Genomic DNA, 17,371 nt, shown 5'->3' on the forward strand with positions numbered 1-17,371 from the left:
GGTGACAACTCCGAGTTGCAGACCGACGCCGGGGCCGGGGCCCGTCGGCCGCCCCGCCCCCGCTGGGGCGGTGCGCCGTCAGACGCGTGCCGCGCTGAGCGCGAGCGTGACGCCCCGCTGCACGAAGCTGCCGCCGTCGGCGTCGATCGCGGCGCCGAGGCCGTCGAGCACCGCGCGCAGCTGGTCGGCGGGGAGGCGGGTCATCAGTCCGGAGGTGGGCACCAGGTCCAGCCACTCCTCGCGGGTGTAGGTGCGCTCCCAGGGGTAGCGGTGCTCGCGCGGCTCGGTGAAGCTGCCGGCGGCCCGCACGCCCGCGGCGGCGGTGGCGACCATCCGCGCGTACCCCTCGGCTGCCGAGAGCGTCCCGGCGGCGGCCATCGGGGACCCGGGCAGCACCTCCTGGTACACGGCGGCGAACGCGGCCGCCAGGTCCGCGGGCGGGTCGCCCCCGTTCCAGAACATCGTGAGCTCGCCGCCGGGGCGCAGGGCCTCGGCGGCCCGCGCGGCGCCGGCCTTCGCGTCGACCCAGTGCCAGGTCTGGCCCGCGGTCACGGCGTCGAAGACCAGCCCGGCCGGGTCCCAGTCCTCGATGGTGGCGACCTCGACGTCGATCCCGTCGCGGCGCGCTATCTCGGCCATGGGCTCGTCGACGTCCACCCCGAGCACCTCGCAGCCCGCCGCGCGCAGCTGGCGCGCGACGATGCCGGTGCCCACGCCGACATCGAGCACCCGGGGCGCCTGCCCGCCCGGTGCGACCCGGCCGGCGGCCTCGGCGATCGCCGCGATCAGGGCGTCGGGGTAGCGCGGCCGGGCGCGGTCGTAGCTCTCGGCGTCGCCGCCGAACGAGGACGCGACCTGCCGCAGCTGCGAGGGGTCCGGGACGGGGGGAGGGGTGCCGGGTGAGCTCGTCATCCGGTCAGCCAAGACCTCCGCGTCACCCCGGTCAACGACGTTCGCCGACGGCGGACCACTGCCTCCAACCGCGGGGGAACGGGCACGCACGTTGCGGCGCCGGGGTCAGTCGTCGAGCGAGGCCTTGGCCGCCAGCACCCGCCGCGCGGACTCGTCCACCTTCTCGGCGAACTCGGGGTCCTCGCCAGCCTTCGCCACCAGCGCGTCCGCCATCTCGGGCGCGACGCTCGGGTCGGCGGAGGCGAGCACGAGATCCACCCCGGCGTCCACGGCGGCGACCGCCCGCTCGCCGGGCGACCAGCCCTGCACCTGGGCGGCGGCGGACAGGTCGTCGGTCATGACGACGCCGTCGAAGCCGAGCTCGTCGCGCAGCAGGTCGCCCACCACCACCGGGGAGAACGCGGCGGGGGCGTCGGGGTCGATGCGCTCGTAGACGGCGGTGGACATCATGACGTACGGGGCGCCGTCGTCGATCACGTCGGCGTAGACCTGCACGGACGGGTCGTCCGTGGTGGTGACGTCGTCCACGACGTCGGCGTCCGTGTCGGTGTTGGCCGTGACGCGGCCGAGCCCCGGGAAGTGCTTGAACACGGGCGCGACCCCCGCGTCGGTCATGCCGTCACCGAACGCCGTCGCCGACCGCAGCACGGACTCCGGCGTGAACCCGTAGTTGCGCCCGAAGGCCCCGATGGGCGGGTTGTTCGCCGCGTCGCCCTCGTCGACGACGTCGATCACCGGGGCCAGGTTGAGGTTGACGCCCGCCGCGGCGAGCTCGTCGCCCCAGTCGCGCGCCCGGTCCTGCAGGGTGGCGGCCTTCCAGGTGGCCTGCTCGGTGGCCTTCGGGATCTCGCTGAATCCCGGGCCGCGCAGCACCTGGACCAGACCGCCCTCCTGGTCGGTCGCGACCAGCAGCGGCGTGCCGTGCGTGGAGCGCTCGGAGACCAGGGCGGTGTACTCGTCCACGAGGTCGCGGGTGGCCTCCACCCCCGCCTCGCTGCGTCCGTGCAGGAAGACGTTGCCCACGTGCTTCTCGCGCACGGAGTCGGCGCTGACGGCGGCCGGTTCGCTCACCGACACCCCGACCATGAGCAGCTGGCCCACCTTCTCCTCCAGCGACCAGCCGGCGAGCACGTCGTCGGGGGCTTCCTCGGTGGGCGAGGGCGTCGGGGACGGCGTGCCGGACGCCGTCGGCGCGGCGGACGGCGAGTCAGCCGCGGGTGCGCTCGACGACGAGCCCGACCCCGGGGAGGGTTCGGTGCCGGCGCCGGAGCACGCTGCCAGCATCGTCACGACGGCCAGCGCGCCGGCCAGCGACACGAACCGCTGGTTGAGCTTGTCGAAACCAGGTTTCGACAGGCTCAACCGGCGTGGTTTCGACAGGCTCAACCGGCGTGGTTTCGACAGGCTCAACCGGCGTGGTTTCGACACGCTCAGCCAGCGGCGGGGTACGGGGGTCACGCGTGCCGGGCAGGCGCGCCATCCCGATGGGCCAGGGTGCGGAGAGCGTCCTGCCAGTGCGCCTGGGAGTTGGTCGCGTGCTGTGCCGTGTCGATGTTCTCTTGCCTCACGGACACGACCGTACCCGTCTCGTCCGGTGCGAGAGTAATGCGAATCTCGTGGTAGTTCTCCGGCAGGTCCTCGAGGTCGCCGAGCGGCGAGAAGTGGGTGAAGTGCAGCAGGTGCGGGCGCTCGACGGCGATCACCATGCCCTTGTCGGCGAACTGGCGGCCGAAGAAGCGGCCCTCGAACGTGATCGGGCTGCCCGGCTGGAAGTCGGTCTCGATGTTCGCGCCCAGCATCCACCGCGCGCCGGGGTGCATGAGCTCGGCCCACACGCGCGGGGGCGGCTGGGTCACGTGGATCGACGCCTCGGCGACGTGGGGGCTGTGGGGTCCTGCCGGTTCGGTGGGACTGGTCGGGCTCGTGGGGCTGGTCATGTGGGGGGTCCTTCCGCCGGCTCCGGTGCTCGCACCCGACCCTAACGCGGCGTCGCCGTCCGAAGCCCGCGGACGAGGGCGAGCACGTCGTCGACCGACTGCGCCGGGTCGGTCACGGGCGCCTGCACGTGCCGCACGATGCCGCCCGGGTCGACCAGCAGCGTGACGCGCTTGAGCCGGTCCGCCCCGCCCGCGCGGAACACGGGCAGGCGCAGGGCGGAGGCCGCGAGGCCGTCCTGGTCCGACGCGAGCCGGTACGGCAGCCCGGCGTGCGCGGCGAACGCGGCCTGCTGCTCCGGGTGCTGGGTGCTGACGCCGAGGACGCGCGCCCCCGCCGCCTCCAGGGCGGCGTGCCGCCGCCCGTAGGTGACGCACTCGAGCGTGCAGCCGCTGGTGCCCGGCACCTCGCCCCAGCGCGGCGGGTAGCCGTGGGTGCCCGGCGCGTACGCGCCGGGAAAGAAGAACAGCGCCGTCCAGCGGTCGGGGTCGACGAGCGTCACGCGGGAGCCGTCGTGCGCCGTGAGCTCGACGTCGGGCACGCGCGTCCCCTGGAGGGCGCGCACCCGCGCGAGGTCGCCGTCGCCCAGCGCGCCGCTCAGCTCGCCGTCGCCCATGACGAACCGCGTGCCCCACTCCTGGAGCGCGATCAGCACCGGCAGCAGCCCCTCGCCCTGCGCGGTGAGGCGGTAGTCGTGACGCGGCGGCCGTTCGGAGTACGGCACCTTCTCCAGCACGCCGTGCTCCACGAGCTGGCCGAGCCGCTCGGTGAGGGCGCGGCGGGAGAGCCCGAGCTCGCGGGCGAAGCCCTCGAACCGGGTGACGCCGGCGGCGGCCTCGCGCACGATCAGCAGGCTCTGCCAGTCGCCGACGACGCCGAGGGACTGGGCGATGCCGCAGTCGCTGTCGGCAAGGTCCTCGCGGCGCATGGGGGTCATCCTCTCGTCGGGCCGGGCGTACGTCCAGGAGTCGTCGTTCGTATAGAGTTCCAAATTGGAACTTACAACGATCGAGGGAGGCGGACGGTGGCCCCAGGCGCCCGACCGTTCTGGACCTACTGGACCGCGAGCACCGCCAGCGGCGTCGGCACGGCGGTCACCGCCGTCGCACTGCCGCTGACGGCCGTCGCCGTGCTGCACGCCGGGCCGATCGAGACCGGCGTGCTGGCCGCGTCGTCGTACCTCGCCTGGATCGTGCTCGGCCTGCCTGCGGGCGCGATCGTGCACCGGCTGCCGCTGCGGGCCACGCAGGTGGTGGCGGACCTGGTGCGGGCGGCCGCGATACTCACGGTGCCGCTGGTCTGGTGGCTGGGGGAGCTCACGCTCACCCACCTCGTGCTCGCGGCGCTCGCGGTCAACGTGGCCGAGGTGTTCTTCTTCACCGCCAACACGACGTTCCTGCCCACCGTGGTGCCGCAGCACGAGCTCACGAGCCGCAACAGCCTCGTCTCCGGCACGCAGGCCGCGACGCAGCTCGGCGGCCCGTCCGCCGGCGGGCTGCTGGTCCAGGCCGTGGGCGCGGTGCCGGCGCTGCTGGTCGACGTCGTGTCGTATCTCGCCTCGGCGCTGCTGCTGACCCGGCTGCCGGAGCGGCGGGAGCCCGCGCTCGCCGCCGGCGAGGAGCGCCCCGGGATGCGGGCGATGATCGCCGAGGGCTGGCGGTTCGTGGTGCGCCACCCGGTGATGGCGCCCGCCACCTGGTGGGCGTGCGTGGTCAACCTCGTGTGCGGGGTCCAGGCCGGGCTGTTCGCGCTCTACCTGGTGCGTGACCTGGACGCGCCGCCCGCCATGGTGGGCGTGCTGCTCGCCGCCGACGGCGTGGGGTCGCTGCTCGCGGCGGTGGCGACGCCGTGGCTGGTGCGACGGTTCGGCTCCGCGCGGGTGCTGCTCTTCGACGGGCTGTTCGGGTTCGCCGGCGCCCTGCTGATCCCCCTCGGCGCCGGCCCCGTCGGGTGGCTCTGCTTCGCGCTCGGCACGCTCGTGTTCGGGGCGTCCGTGGTGCCGGGGAGCGTCGTGACGCGCACCTACCGGCAGGTGGCCAGCCCGCCGGAGCTGCTCTCGCGCGTGATGGCCACCGTGCGGTTCGTCTCCTGGGGCATGATCCCGCTCGGGTCGCTGGCGGCCGGCGTGCTCGCCGCGCAGCTCGGTAACCGGGCGGTGCTGCTCGGCTCGGCCTTCGTGCTGCTGGCCGGCCCGGTCATCGTGGGGCTCAGCCCGGTCCGCCGGTTGCGCGACCTCGACGACTACGACGCGTCGCCGGTGGAGCCTGTCGAAACCACGCACGCCGGTTGAGCCTGTCGAAACCAGGTTTCGACAGGCTCAACCGGCGAGCGGCAAGCTCAACCGGCGAGGTCGGCCGCCGCGGAGACGAACGCGTCGACGGACTCCGGCGCGGTGTCCCAGGCGCACATGAGCCGCACCTCGACGCGGTCCGGCGACTCGCCGTCGGCCCAGTCGTAGAAGCGCGAGACGGCGCGCAGCCGGTCCGCGGCGGCGCGGGGGAGCGTCGCGAAGACGGCGTTGGCCTCGGTGGGGCGGGTGACGCGCACCTGCGGCGCGAGCTCCGACAGCCCGTCGCGCAGCCGCGCAGCCATCGCGTTCGCGTGCGCGGCGTTGCGCCACCAGAGCGGCGGGGTTTCGACGGGCTCGACCAGCGGGCGGGTTTCGACGGGCTCGACCAGCGGGCGGGTTTCGACGGGCTCGACCAGTGGGCGGGTTTCGACGGGCTCGACCAGCGAGTCGATGTCGACAGGCTCAACCGGCGAGGAGGGCTCGCCGAGCAGCGCGAGGAGCTGGGCGGAGACGAACCGCGTCTTGGACGCGAGCTGCATCGTCGACTTGCGCAGGTACGGGACGGCGGCCGCGGCGGCCTCCCGCGAGCGGGCGGACGCCGGGTCGGGCGCGTCGTCGGGCCCGAGCACGAGGACGGCCTCGCCGAGCATGCCGCCGTTCTTCGCGGCGCCGAGGGAGACGACGTCGACCCCGGCGTCGGTGGTCAGCGCCCGCAGCGAGCAGCCGAGCGCTGCGGCCGCGTTCGCCAGCCGCGAGCCGTCCACGTGCACCGCCATTCCCAGGGCGTGCGCCACGTGGGTCAGCGCCCGCAGGTCGTCGAGCGCGTACACGGTGCCCAGCTCGGTGGACTGGGTGAGCGACAGTACCGCCGGGTGCGCGCGGTGCACGTCGTCCCGCTGGCCGGCCCAGCGCGCGACGTCGTCCGGCGTGATCCGCCCGTCGACGGACGGGCACGCGAGCAGCTTGAGGCCGCCCACCCGCTCGGGCGCGCCGTTCTCGTCGGTGTTGACGTGCGCGACGTCGGACACGACGACGCCGCCCCAGCGGGGGGACAGCGCGGTGAGCGACACGACGTTCGCGCCCGTGCCGTTGAGCACCGGGAACGCGAGCGCCCCCGCACCGAAGACCTCGCGCACGCGGGCGTCCAGCCGCGCCGTCCACGGGTCGTCCCCGTACGAGACGGCGTACCCGTCGTTGGCCGCGGCGACGGCAGCGAGGACGTCCGGGTGGGCGGGCGCATAGTTGTCGGAGGCGAACGGCGGGAGCTGTGGGGCGGTCCTGCGCGGGTCGGTCACGCGCCTAGGGTAGGCGCGGCGTCGGCGCGGCAACGGCCGGGACGCCCCCGCGGGCGTGGGCGACGCCACACCTCACCCGGGAACCGTGCGCCGGCGTCGTGCGTCAGACCCCTGGGGGGCGGAAGGTTAGGAGATGTGCCGCCGGCACTGTCCGGGGGCGGCGACGCCATGCCGGCCCCGACCTACCGTCGTCGTGCCGGTGTACCCGGCCTCTTGGAGCTCGTGTGACAGGGAACGCCACCACCAGGTTCACCAACGTCTCGTTGCTGTCGGTCGCGAGCAGGCTCCCCTCCGGAGTCCGCACCTCCGCCGATGTGCAGGCGAGGCTCGGTCCTGCCCTGCGGCGACTACGCCTGCCGTCCACGCTGCTGGAGCGTGTGGCCGGCGTGACCGAGCGACGCGCCTGGGCGCCGGGCGAGGACTCGGACACCGCGACGATCGCCGCTGGGCACGAAGCGCTCGGCACGGCCGGGGTCGACCCCAGCGACGTCGGCCTGCTGATCAACACCTCGGTGACGCGCAGGCACCTGGAGCCGTCGGTCGCGGTGCGGCTGCACCACGGGCTCGGGCTGCCGTCGTCGGCCGTGAACTTCGACATCGCGAACGCGTGCCTCGGCTTCATCAACGGCATGAGCCTGGCGGCGACGATGATCGATTCCGGGCAGATCCGGTACGCCGTCGTGGTGGACGGCGAGGACGCCGACCTCATCCACGACCGCACGATCGAGCGGCTGCTCGCCGAGGACCGGGGGCGCTCCGAGTTCATGCAGGAGTTCGCCTCCCTCACCCTCGGCTCGGGGTCGGCCGCCGCCGTCCTCGGGCGTGCGGACGAGCACCCGGAGGGGCATCGCGTGCTGGGCGGCGTGTCGCGCGCCGCGACCCGGTTCCACGACCTGTGCGTCGGCAGCACCGACGGCATGTTCACCGACGCGAAGGCGCTGCTCGACGGCGGCCTCGAGCTCGTGGTGGACGCCTGGAAGGACGCCGTCTCCGACTGGGACTGGGCCTCCATGGACCGGTACGTCACCCACCAGGTCTCGCGCGTGCACACCGACGCGATCGTCGAGGCCGTCGGGCTCGACCGGTCGCGGGTGCCGGTGACCTATCCGACCCTCGGCAACGTGGGCCCGGCCTCGGTGCCGATCACGCTCGCCGGGCAGCAGGACTCCCTGACCGCCGGCGACCGCGTGCTGCTCATGGGCGTCGGCTCCGGCATCAACACCGCGATGCTGGAGCTCGCGTGGTGACGGTCCCCGTGTCGCGGGGTGCGGACACCGTGCCGCCGGGGCTGCCCGGGCTCGACCCGCGGTTCAGCCACGTGCTCGACGACGCCCGTGGAGGGCAGTGGCACTACCTCGACAACCTCGCCGAGCTGCGCTCGCGGGGCGTCGACCCCGCCGGCACGGTGCTGGCGGTGCACGGCAACCCCACCTGGTCGTACCTGTGGCGGCGGCTCGTCAGGTCCGCGGGCGACGCCGGCTGGCGCGTCGTGGCGGTCGACCAGCTGGAGATGGGGCTGTCCGGCCGGACGGGCGAGCACCGGCCGCTCGCGCGGCGCGTCGCAGATCTGGCGGCGTTCACCGACGCGCTCGGGCTGGACGGCCCCGTCGTGACGCTCGGCCACGACTGGGGCGGCGTCGTCTCGCTCGGCTGGGCCGTCGACCACCCCGAGCAGCTCGCCGGCGTCGCGCTGCTCAACACCGCCGTCCACCAGCCCGACGACGTGCCGATCCCCGCACCCCTGCGCCTCGCGCTCGCCGGCCCGGTGCTGCCGCTCGGCACCCGCACCACCCGCGCGTTCCTCGAGACCACCCTGCGTCTGGCGCACCCCGGCCTGCCGCATGACGTCGCCGACGCCTACAGGCTGCCGTACCGCGCGGCCGACGAGCGCGGTGGCATCGAGGGGTTCGTCGCCGACATCCCCGCCGCGCCGCGCCACCCCAGCCGGCCCGAGCTCGACCGCATCGCCGCGGGCGTCGCCAAGCTCACCGTGCCCGCACTCCTGCTGTGGGGCCCGCGGGACCCCGTGTTCTCCGACCGGTACCTCGACGACCTCGTGCACCGGATGCCGCACGCGCGCGTGCACCGGTTCGCCGGCGCCGGGCATCTTCTCGCGGAGGACGTCGACGTCGCGTCGACCGTGCTCGCATGGCTTCCGTCGGTTGTCTTGCGGCCGGCGGAGGGATCGGCGGGCTCGGGCACGGATGCGTTCACGGGCCCCAAGGGGCCCTCCACTTCGGGAACTTCTACTTCCGTGCCCGAGCCCGCCGATTCCTCCGCCTCGTGGACCGCGTCGCCGTCCGCTCGACCGACGAAGCCGCCGGTCGAGCCTGTCGAAACCCCGCTGTGGGCCGCGCTCGACTCGCGCGCCTCGGACGGGTCGCCCGCTGTGCTGGACATGACGACCGAGGGCGCGGACGGCGGGCCGCTCACGGTGAGCTGGCGGGCGCTGTCGCGGCAGGTGCGGCGGGTCGCCGCCGGGCTGTACGGGATCGGGGTGCGGCGCGGGGACCGGGTGTCGCTGCTGGTGCAGCCGGGGCCGACGCTGACCGCGCTGGTGTACGCGTGCCTGCGGATCGGGGCCGTCGTCGTGGTGGCGGACGCCGGGCTGGGGGTGCGCGGACTGACCCGCGCGCAGCGGGGGGCGTGGCCGCAGTTCGTGGTGGCGCAGCGACCGGGGCTGGCGGCGGCGCGGGCGCTCGGCTGGCCGGGGGTGCGGATCTCCGCCGAACCGCTCGGCCCCGTGGTCCGGCGGGCGCTCGGGGTGGCGCACGAGCTGATCGACGTCGCGCGGGCGGGCGAGGGTCACGACCTGCCGCCCGAGCCCGGGCCGCACGACGAGGCCGCCGTGCTGTTCACCTCCGGGTCGACCGGGCCCGCGAAGGGCGTCGTCTACACGCAGGCCGAGCTGTCGGCGCTGCGCGACGTGCTGCGCGACCACTTCGACGTCGGGCCCGAGACGGGGCTGGTGACGGGCTTCGCGCCGTTCGCGCTGCTGGGCCCGGCCCTCGGCACCCGCTCGGTGACGCCGCGCATGGACGTGTCCGCGCCCCGGACCCTCACCGCGCGGGCGGTCGCCGACGCCGTGCGCGCGTCCGACGGCGACATCGTCTTCCTCTCCCCGGCGGCCATCCTCCACGTGGTCGCCACCGCGGGCGCGCTCGACGACGCGGACCGGGCCGCCCTCGCGCGGGTACGGACGTTCCTGTCGACGGGGGCGCCGATCGGCGCGGAGCTGCTCGGCTCGGCCGCCGACCTCATGCCCGCCGCGACCGCGCACACCCCGTACGGGATGACGGAGTGCCTGCTCGTCACGGACGTCACGCTCGACGGCATCCGGGCCGCCGCGTCCGCGCCCGACGACGGCGTCTGCGTCGGGCGGCCGGTCGGTGGCGGCGAGGTGCTCGTCAGCGCGCTGGACGACGACGGGGCCGCGACGGGCGAGCCGGCCGCGACCCCGGGCGTACTGGGCGAGGTGCTCGTCCGGGCGCCGCACCTCAAGGAGCGGTACGACCGGCTCTGGCTCACCGACCTCGCCGCCGAGCGGGACACCCCGCCCGGGCGCTGGCACCGCACCGGCGACGTCGGGCACCTCGACGCCGAGGGGCGGCTGTGGATCGAGGGGCGGCTCGCGCACGTGCTCACCACGACGTCCGGCCCGCTCGCGCCCGTCGGGCCCGAGCAGCACGTGGAGCGGGTGCCGCAGGTGCGCCGCGCGGCGGTCGTCGGCGTGGGGCCGGCGGGGCTGCAGCAGCCGGTCGCCGTCGTGGAGACCGTCGCCGGGGCGCGCCGTCCCGGCCTCGCGCCGGAGGAGCTCGGCGCCGCCGTGCGGGCCGCGTCGCCCGTCCCGCTCGCCGCGGTGCTGGTGGTGCCGTCGATGCCCACCGACGTGCGGCACAACTCCAAGATCGACCGCGCCCGGCTCGCCGCCTGGGCGGACGGCGTGCTGGCCGGCGGCCGGGTGGCGGCGCCGTGACGGTGCTGGTCACGGGCGCCTCCGGGCTGCTCGGCGGCGCGGTCGCGCGGGTCCTCGTGGACCGCGGCGAGCCGGTGCGCACCCTGCAGCGGCGCCCGTCCGGCGTCGCGGGGGCCCTCGACGTCGAGGGGTCGGTGACCGACGCCGACGCCGTGGAACGCGCCCTGGCCGGCGTGGACGCCGTCGTGCACCTCGCGGCCAAGGTGTCCCTCGCGGGGGACCCGGCCGAGTTCGAGGCCGTGAACGTGGGCGGCACCCGCCGGCTGCTCGAGGCCGCCGCTCGGGCCGGGGTGCCGCGCTTCGTGCAGGTGTCGTCGCCGTCGGTGGCGCACGCCGGAACCTCGCTGACGGGGGTCGGGGCCGAGCCCGCCGACCCGGAGCACGCCCGGGGCGAGTACGCGCGGACCAAGGCGGTGGCGGAGCGGTCCGCCCTGTCCCTCGATGGCGGGCCCGCCGGGACGAGCGTGGTCGCCGTCCGCCCGCACATCGTGTGGGGGCCGGGCGACACGCAGCTCGTGCAGCGGGTGGTGGACCGGGCCGCGCGCGGCAGGCTGCCCCTGCTGGGGCACGGCGCCGCGCTCATCGACACCACCTACATCGACAACGCCGCCGACGGGATCGTCGCCGCGCTCGACCGCGCGCCTGAGGTGCACGGGCGCGCGTACGTGCTGACGAACGGCGAGCCGCGCACGGTCGCGGACCTGCTGACGGGTATCTGCCGGGCGGCGGGGGTGCGCCCGCCGGCGTGGCGGGTGCCCGCGCCGGTCGCGCGCGCGGCGGGCGGGCTGGCCGAGGTCGTGTGGCGGGTGCGCCCGGGCGACGACGAGCCGCCCATGACGCGGTTCCTCGCCGAGCAGCTGTCCACCGCGCACTGGTTCGACCAGCGGGCGACCCGCGCCGACCTGTGCTGGACGCCCGCCGTCGGCATCGACGAGGGCCTGGCCCGCCTCGCCGCGTACTACCGCCTCGACGGCTGACCCGCTCGTTCACGCACCCGGGCTGAACGCGCGCGCCACCTGCGGCAGCGCCGCGCGCACGGTGCCGTTGTGGTCGACGTCGCCGACGTCGGTCAGCTGCTGGTCGGCGCCCTGCGCCGTCAGCTGCCGCTGGCAGTGCCGGGCGTGCTCGATGGCGACGTCCTGGTCGCCCGAGGCGTGGAAGAGGTGCACGGGGACCTCAGGGCGCCAGTCGCAGGTCGTGTCCATGACGCGCAGCTTCTGCCGCAGGATCCCGGTGGGGTGACGCATCGACTCGAGGAACTCGTCGGTGAACAGGTCCGCGGACGCCGGTGGCAGCGCGGCGGCGATCTCCTGCGTGCGGTGGTCGCCGTCGAGCAGCTCCTCCACCTGGGCGGCGTACGGCTCGCGGAACGCCTGCTCCGGCGTGTCGTAGAGGTCGTACAGGCGATCCCAGGCCGTCGAGAAGTAGACCAGGTAGAGCGCGGCCATCGCGATCTTGTCGTCGGCGGCGTCCGCCTCGAACCGGCTCAGGTCGAACGGCCCGGAGATCGGGGCGAGCCCGCCCAGCTCGAACGCGGGGTCGGCGCCCTCCTGGAGCGCCCGCCCGAGCAGCATCGTGGCCGGCCCGCCCTGGGAGAAGCCGCCGACCCGCACCTCTTCGTCGAACGTCAGGTGGTGCCGCTCGGCCAGCTCCCGCGCCGACCACAGGGCGTCCAGCGACACCGAGACCGTCGCCTCCGGTTCCCCATACGGGTGGTTGCCCGGGCCCTCGCCCAGACCCAGGTAGTCCGGGGCGGAGACCGCACGGCCGGTCGAGGCGAGCAGCAGCGTCGCGGCCCGGTCGGTGGACGCCTCGTTCACCGAGGCGTCGTCACCCCGGTACACCGTGGTGCCGTGGAGCCACGACACGACCCCCAGGTCGCTCTCGTCGTTCTGGGGGAACGCGACCAGCTGGCTCGCCGTCGTGGGCGCGCCCTCCACGCCGATCGTGCTGTACACGACCCGGTACGCCGTCACGCCGTAGCGCACCTCGCCCGGATCGACCTCCGCGTCGCGCAGCCGGGCCGAGACCTCGGCCGCCGACAGGTCCTCCACCGGCGTCACCGACTGCACGGCGCCCCGCGCCGCACGCGGCGCTCAGGCCGACCGCGACGACGGAGGTCAGCGCCAGGAACGTACGGGACACCGATCGGGAACCTCGTCCGAAGAACATGCGATCAGCGTCGCGTGGAGCATGACGGGGCCGACACGGTGCACGCCTCCTGGCAACCTGGGGGGACAGCCCGAGCGACGTGGGGCGCCGTGAGCCTCGAGCGGCGAGACCGGACGACGGGGTGCCGGAGCGCTCGTCACACGAGGCCGAGGTAGTGGATCACGGCCTGCTCGACGATGGCGAGCTCGCTGTGGTGCAGGTAGTCGACGGGCTCGCCGACGACGTAGTCGGTGTCCACGGTCCGGATCTGGTCGACGAGGAACAGCGTCTGCTGCCCGCCGATCATGAGCTCGGGGCGGAACGTCGCCGGGTGGGCGCTGGTCGAGGTGGGCACGACGGTCGCGACCGACCAGCTCATCTCCGAGGGCGACAGCACGAGTCCCAGCCGGCGACCGCCCTGCTCGTGGCCGCGCGGGGTTCCGAGGTCGACCCGGTAGACGGCGCCGCGGATCACCAGCCGTCCGGCTCGTCGTTCAGGTTTTCGTCGCGCAGCTTCTCGGCGTCGGCGCGCGCCTGGTCGAGCCACCGCTCGTGCGCGACGAGGTGCAGACCGCGGCGCAGCGCGTCGCTGGTGGACATGCCCGTGCGGGCGATGTTCTCGAGGATGCGACGTTCCTCGGCGGACGGGCGGAAGCCGACGGTGCTCTGCGACATGCGTACAGCGTAGGACCGTGTTGAACATCTGTCGAACATGCCGCGCCGGTGCGCGTGCCGACGTCGTCGAAAACCTGACCACTCACGTGGCCGGGCTCGCTAGGGTGCGGGGATGCCTTCGCCACGCGCCCTGCTGCCGCGGTCGACGCCGGCTGCCACGGGGGTGTCGTCCCGTGCCGTGGCCGCGCTGCTGGACCGGCTCGAAGCGGAGTCCGTCGAGTGCCGTCATGGTCGTGCGCCACGGCCACGTCGTCGCCGAGGGCTGGTGGGCGCCCTACTCGGCCGAGCGCCCGCACCTGCTCTACTCGCTCACCAAGTCGTTCACCTCGGTCGCCGTGGGGCTCGCGATCGCCGACGGGCTCCTCTCGCTCGACGATCGGGTGGTCGACGTGCTGCCCGATCACGTCCCCTCCGACATCTCGGAGCAGGGCCGCCGCCTCACCGTGCACCACCTGCTGTCCATGACGACCGGGCACGACACGGACAGCCTCGCCGAGGCGTGGCAGCTGGAACCGGACGACCTGACCAGGGGCTTCCTGCGCGTGCCGTTCCCCGAGGCCGAGGGGACGCGGCACGCCTACGACAACGCCACCACCTATGTCCTGGCCCGGATGGTCGAACGGGTCACCGGCCGCGGCCTGCCGGAGCTGCTCGACGAGCGCCTCTTCACGCCGATGGGCGTCGACCACGCCGAATGGGACCGGGTGGCGAGCGGCGCTGCGTTCGGCTTCCACGGTCTGCACCTCACGACCGAGGCCGTCGCCGCCTTCGGCGAGCTGCTGTTGCGTGGCGGGCGTCGGGGCGACCGGCAGCTCGTCCCGCGCGAGTGGGTGGAGCTCGCGACCGGACGCCACATCGAGACGCAGCAGGTCGAGGGCTGGTCGGACAACCCCGACACGCGGTGCGGGTACGGCTACCAGTTCTGGATGTCGCGGCACGGGTTTCGCGGCGAAGGCTCGTTCGGTCAGCTGTGCGTGGTCGTGCCGTCGCACGATCTCGTCGTCGTCGTGACCAGCGCCCTCACGCAGGGCGGCGAGACCGTGCTCGATCCGATCTGGGAGTACCTTCTGCCCGGCCTGGATCACGCCGACAGCGGTCAGGACGACGACGCCCTCGCCGAGCGGTCGCGGCGGCTGTCGCTCGCGCCACCGCAGGGCTCGGCCGAACCCGGGCGCTTCGTCGAGGCGAGGGTCGACGCCCCCGCCGAGGACTCTGCCCTGCCCGACGGCACCACGGTGGTCGTCGATCCCGTGGACGGCGGGTGGCTCGTGCACCTCGGGTCGTCCCTCGACGTCGAGGTCGGCCACGGCGAGTGGCGGGAGAGCTCCCCGCTCGGCCGCCCGGTCGTCGCGGCCGGCGCCTGGCAGGGCCACGCGTTCGTCGCTGACCTCTACGTCATCACCACCCCGCACCGGGTCCGGCTGGTGGTCGACGCCGGCGCGGGGACGGCGGTCGCGACGTGGAACGTCGTGCCCCTGACCGGCCCCAGCCTGGCGTTGCACCTCGCGTCACCGCTGATGACGCGGCCCGACGTCGCGTAGCCCGCACCCCCATCGCTCGTCTCCGGCAACCTGACCCACGACACCGCCCGACCACTCCTGGAAGCACACTCCGCCTCGAGCCGTCGACGACGGGCGTACTCGACAGCCCCTCGCGCGCCATCCTCCCGGCCCAGCCCGAACGACGAGGTCAGCCAATCGTCCGCCTGCCTCCTATGTCCTGGACCGCGCCACCCAGCCGGCGAGGGCCGGGGCCGTGGGTGGCCCGGCTCAACGCACCCCAGTCGCCTTTCGGACTTCTGCTGGATGGCGGCCACGGGCGCACCAGAGGCTCAACGCGGGTTTCGACAGGCTCAACCAGCGGGCTCCCCGCCCGTGGACTCGCGCCAGACGACGCGGTGGATCGGCCCCCCGGCGGGGGGTCGGGGCTCGCCGCGCACGGCGGCGACCAGCACGCGCATCGCGTTGCGGCCGGCCTCCGCGAAGTCGACGGCCACGGTGGTGAGCGACGGGGACATGTAGGCGCCGATCTCGAAGTCGTCCCAGCCCGTGACGACGAGGTCGCCGGGCACGGACCAGCCGCGCTCGGCCGCCCCGCGCAGCACGCCGGCGGCGAGCACGTCGTTGGCGGCGATCACCGCGAAGGGCGGCGCGTCGTCGGGGAGCTCGTGGATCGCGCAGCGGCCCGACTCCCCTGACCACTCGCCCCCGAACACGCCGAGCGACTCGGCCTCGGGGCCGAGGCTCGCCACCGTCGCGAGGTAGACGTCGCGGCGGGCGCGGGCGGAGGCGTACTGCTCCGGGCCGCCGACGTGCACGAACCGGCGCCAGCCGGCGGCGGCGAGCGCCCGGACGAACACCTCGATCGAGCTCGCTTCGGCGAGGTCGCCGAGGCTGCGCATCTGCTCGTCGAAGGTGGCCTCGGCCACGACGGGCGCCGTGCCCTCGGGCGACGACTCCGCGGAGAGGGCCTCGGGGAGCAAGGGCACGAGGGTGAGGACCCCCTCGTACTGGCGGCTCGCCGCGAGGTCGCGCACTCGGGCGGTGCGCTCCTCGACGGTGCCGTCGATGGTGTGCGTCTCGGTCGCGTAGCCCGCGGCCTCGGCGACCTCGCTCGCGCCCGTGAGCACCCGGAGCTGGGTGTCGAGGGTCGTGCCGGTCACGACGGCGAGCCGGCCGGACCGCCGCGTGCGCATGGAGCGGGCCGCCAGGTTGGGGCGGTACCCGATCGACTCGGCCACCTGCAGCACGCGCTCGCGCGTGGCCGCGGAGATGGTGCCGCGGCCGGTGAGCGCGTAGGAGACCGCCGCCTGCGACACCCCGGCGAGGCGGGCGACGTCGCGGCTGGTCGGGGGGTTCGGCACCGCCACAGTATGGCCTCCGTCGCTCGCCGTCTTGACATGTCCGCGCCCTGCGGCCACTCTGATCTTCGTTCACATGATACGTATCATGCCGTTCCATCGGAGGAACCATGCTCACCATCGGGATCGTCGGCACGGGCGGGATCTCCCGAGCGCACATCGACGCCTATCAGCGCTTCGGGCAGGAGTGCGAGATCGTCGCGCTGTGCGACATCGCGCCCGGCCGGGCCGCGGCCGTGCGCGCCGAGCTCGGCCTCGACGGTGCCCGCGTGTACGAGGACGAGGACGCGATGCTCGCCGCGGAGAACCTCGACCTCGTCAGCGTCGCGACGCCGCCGTCCACCCACGCCGCCCTCGCGATCGCCGTCCTGCGCGCCGGCGTCGACGTGCTGGTCGAGAAGCCGATGGCCCTCTCCCTCGAGGAGTGCGACGCGATGATCACGGCCGCGCGCGAGCACGGCCGGCTGCTGTCCGTCGTCGCGCAGAACCGCTTCCGCGACGACATCGCCACACTCAAGGAGGTGCTGGACTCGGGCCTCGCCGGCCCGGTCACGCACGCGCAGGTCAGCTCCGCCTGGTGGCGCAGCACCGAGTACTACGACCTGTGGTGGCGCGGCACGTGGGAGAGCGAGGGCGGCGGCTGCACCCTCAACCACGCCATCCATCACCTCGACATGACCCTGTGGATGCTCGGCTCCCCGCGGGCCGTGACGTCGGTGCTCGCCAACACGGCGCACGAGAACGCCGAGGTCGAGGACCTGTCGGTGAGCGTGCTGCAGTACGACCGGGCGCTGGCCGAGGTCACCGCCTCGGTGGTGTCCCACGGCGAGGAGCAGGCGATCGTCGTGCAGGGCCGCGACGCGCGGGTCTCGCAGCCGTGGAAGGTCGAGGCGGAGCTCGCGAACCCCAACGGCTTCCCGGCGGACGAGGGCGACGTGGGCCGCAAGGCCGAGATCGAGGCCGTCGCGGCCGCGCACCGGCCGCTGGCGCACACCGGGCACGCCGGGCAGATCGGCGACATGCTCGACGCGGTGCGGCAGCGCCGCCGTCCCGCCGTGGACGGCGAGGACGGGCGCCGCGCGATCGAGCTGGTGACGGCCATCTACGAGGCGGGCATCGAGCGTCGCACCGTCGACCTGCCCCTGGGCCCCGACGACCCGTTCTATCGCACGGGCACCCTCGTCGAGCGGGCCCCGCACTTCTTCTCCAAGACGGCGTCGGTCGGCGAGCTGCCGGGCGCGATCACGGTGGGAGCCAAGGCATGAACGCGACGAGCG

General features: G+C 74.7%; 15 protein-coding genes. 6 read left to right on the plus strand and 9 right to left on the minus strand.

What is annotated here, in order from left to right; all coding sequences use genetic code 11:
* Window positions 1-78: 78 nt before the first annotated feature.
* The 4 genes from AC1C2W_RS14430 to AC1C2W_RS14445 all read right to left on the minus strand — a co-directional run bounded on the left by AC1C2W_RS14430 (window position 79) and on the right by AC1C2W_RS14445 (window position 3,775).
* The gene (locus AC1C2W_RS14430) at window positions 79-912 is read right to left on the minus strand and encodes a class I SAM-dependent methyltransferase (protein ID WP_495413465.1); all 834 of its coding nucleotides are present in this window, start codon (window positions 910-912) and stop codon (window positions 79-81) included.
* A gap of 105 nt (window positions 913-1,017) precedes the next feature.
* Window positions 1,018-2,274 carry a glycoside hydrolase family 3 N-terminal domain-containing protein gene (locus tag AC1C2W_RS14435; RefSeq protein ID WP_495413466.1) on the minus strand — a complete coding sequence of 419 codons (1,257 nt, stop codon included), beginning with the start codon at window positions 2,272-2,274 and terminating at the stop codon, window positions 1,018-1,020.
* A 92-nt stretch (window positions 2,275-2,366) separates the two neighbouring features.
* Window positions 2,367-2,849 carry an SRPBCC family protein gene (locus AC1C2W_RS14440; protein WP_495389953.1) on the minus strand — a complete coding sequence of 161 codons (483 nt, stop codon included), beginning with the start codon at window positions 2,847-2,849 and terminating at the stop codon, window positions 2,367-2,369.
* A gap of 41 nt (window positions 2,850-2,890) precedes the next feature.
* Window positions 2,891-3,775, minus strand: a complete 885-nt coding sequence (locus AC1C2W_RS14445; protein WP_495413467.1) for a winged helix-turn-helix transcriptional regulator — start codon at window positions 3,773-3,775, stop codon at window positions 2,891-2,893.
* Between the two features lie 96 nt (window positions 3,776-3,871).
* Between AC1C2W_RS14445 and AC1C2W_RS14450 the strand changes: the two genes are divergently transcribed.
* Entirely contained in the window at window positions 3,872-5,137 is a 1,266-nt protein-coding gene (locus AC1C2W_RS14450; RefSeq protein ID WP_495389955.1) for an MFS transporter, read from the plus strand.
* A gap of 47 nt (window positions 5,138-5,184) precedes the next feature.
* Here AC1C2W_RS14450 and AC1C2W_RS14455 read toward each other — a convergent pair whose 3' ends face one another.
* A complete protein-coding gene (locus AC1C2W_RS14455) occupies window positions 5,185-6,432 on the minus strand; it encodes a threonine aldolase family protein (protein ID WP_495413468.1) in 1,248 nt (415 codons plus the stop codon).
* Window positions 6,433-6,656: 224 nt separating this feature from the next.
* Between AC1C2W_RS14455 and AC1C2W_RS14460 the strand changes: the two genes are divergently transcribed.
* Genes AC1C2W_RS14460 through AC1C2W_RS14470 form a run of 3 tightly spaced genes read left to right on the plus strand, consistent with a single transcriptional unit; the run spans window position 6,657 to window position 11,385 of the window.
* A complete protein-coding gene (locus tag AC1C2W_RS14460) occupies window positions 6,657-7,679 on the plus strand; it encodes a 3-oxoacyl-ACP synthase III (protein WP_495389957.1) in 1,023 nt (340 codons plus the stop codon).
* Window positions 7,673-10,408 carry an alpha/beta fold hydrolase gene (locus AC1C2W_RS14465; RefSeq protein ID WP_495413469.1) on the plus strand — a complete coding sequence of 912 codons (2,736 nt, stop codon included), beginning with the start codon at window positions 7,673-7,675 and terminating at the stop codon, window positions 10,406-10,408. The genes AC1C2W_RS14460 and AC1C2W_RS14465 overlap by 7 nt, the downstream gene beginning before the upstream one ends.
* Window positions 10,405-11,385 carry an NAD-dependent epimerase/dehydratase family protein gene (locus AC1C2W_RS14470; RefSeq protein WP_495413470.1) on the plus strand — a complete coding sequence of 327 codons (981 nt, stop codon included), beginning with the start codon at window positions 10,405-10,407 and terminating at the stop codon, window positions 11,383-11,385. Before AC1C2W_RS14465 ends, AC1C2W_RS14470 begins: the two co-directional genes overlap by 4 nt.
* A 9-nt stretch (window positions 11,386-11,394) precedes the next feature.
* On the opposite strand, the gene AC1C2W_RS14475 is transcribed toward AC1C2W_RS14470, so the two are convergent.
* The 3 genes from AC1C2W_RS14475 to AC1C2W_RS14485 all read right to left on the minus strand — a co-directional run bounded on the left by AC1C2W_RS14475 (window position 11,395) and on the right by AC1C2W_RS14485 (window position 13,234).
* Complete coding sequence (locus AC1C2W_RS14475; RefSeq protein WP_495413471.1) at window positions 11,395-12,480, minus strand: hypothetical protein; 1,086 nt, start codon at window positions 12,478-12,480, stop codon at window positions 11,395-11,397.
* 236 nt (window positions 12,481-12,716) lie between these two features.
* Window positions 12,717-13,034, minus strand: coding sequence for a type II toxin-antitoxin system PemK/MazF family toxin (locus AC1C2W_RS14480; protein WP_495413472.1), 318 nt, complete (start codon window positions 13,032-13,034; stop codon window positions 12,717-12,719).
* On the minus strand, window positions 13,031-13,234 hold the full coding sequence (locus AC1C2W_RS14485) for a hypothetical protein (protein ID WP_495389962.1): 204 nt from the start codon (window positions 13,232-13,234) through the stop codon (window positions 13,031-13,033). The genes AC1C2W_RS14480 and AC1C2W_RS14485 overlap by 4 nt, the downstream gene beginning before the upstream one ends.
* Window positions 13,235-13,407: 173 nt before the next feature.
* Between AC1C2W_RS14485 and AC1C2W_RS14490 the strand changes: the two genes are divergently transcribed.
* The gene (locus AC1C2W_RS14490) at window positions 13,408-14,775 is read left to right on the plus strand and encodes a serine hydrolase domain-containing protein (protein ID WP_495413473.1); all 1,368 of its coding nucleotides are present in this window, start codon (window positions 13,408-13,410) and stop codon (window positions 14,773-14,775) included.
* Window positions 14,776-15,086: 311 nt separating this feature from the next.
* Here the strand turns inward: AC1C2W_RS14490 and AC1C2W_RS14495 are convergent, their stop codons facing one another.
* Window positions 15,087-16,097, minus strand: a complete 1,011-nt coding sequence (locus tag AC1C2W_RS14495) for a LacI family DNA-binding transcriptional regulator (RefSeq protein WP_495413474.1) — start codon at window positions 16,095-16,097, stop codon at window positions 15,087-15,089.
* A gap of 107 nt (window positions 16,098-16,204) precedes the next feature.
* On the opposite strand from AC1C2W_RS14495, the gene AC1C2W_RS14500 reads away from it, so the two are divergent.
* Window positions 16,205-17,359 carry a Gfo/Idh/MocA family protein gene (locus AC1C2W_RS14500; protein WP_495413475.1) on the plus strand — a complete coding sequence of 385 codons (1,155 nt, stop codon included), beginning with the start codon at window positions 16,205-16,207 and terminating at the stop codon, window positions 17,357-17,359.
* Window positions 17,360-17,371: the final 12 nt, after the last annotated feature.

Source organism: Isoptericola sp. Y581, from assembly GCF_059445475.1.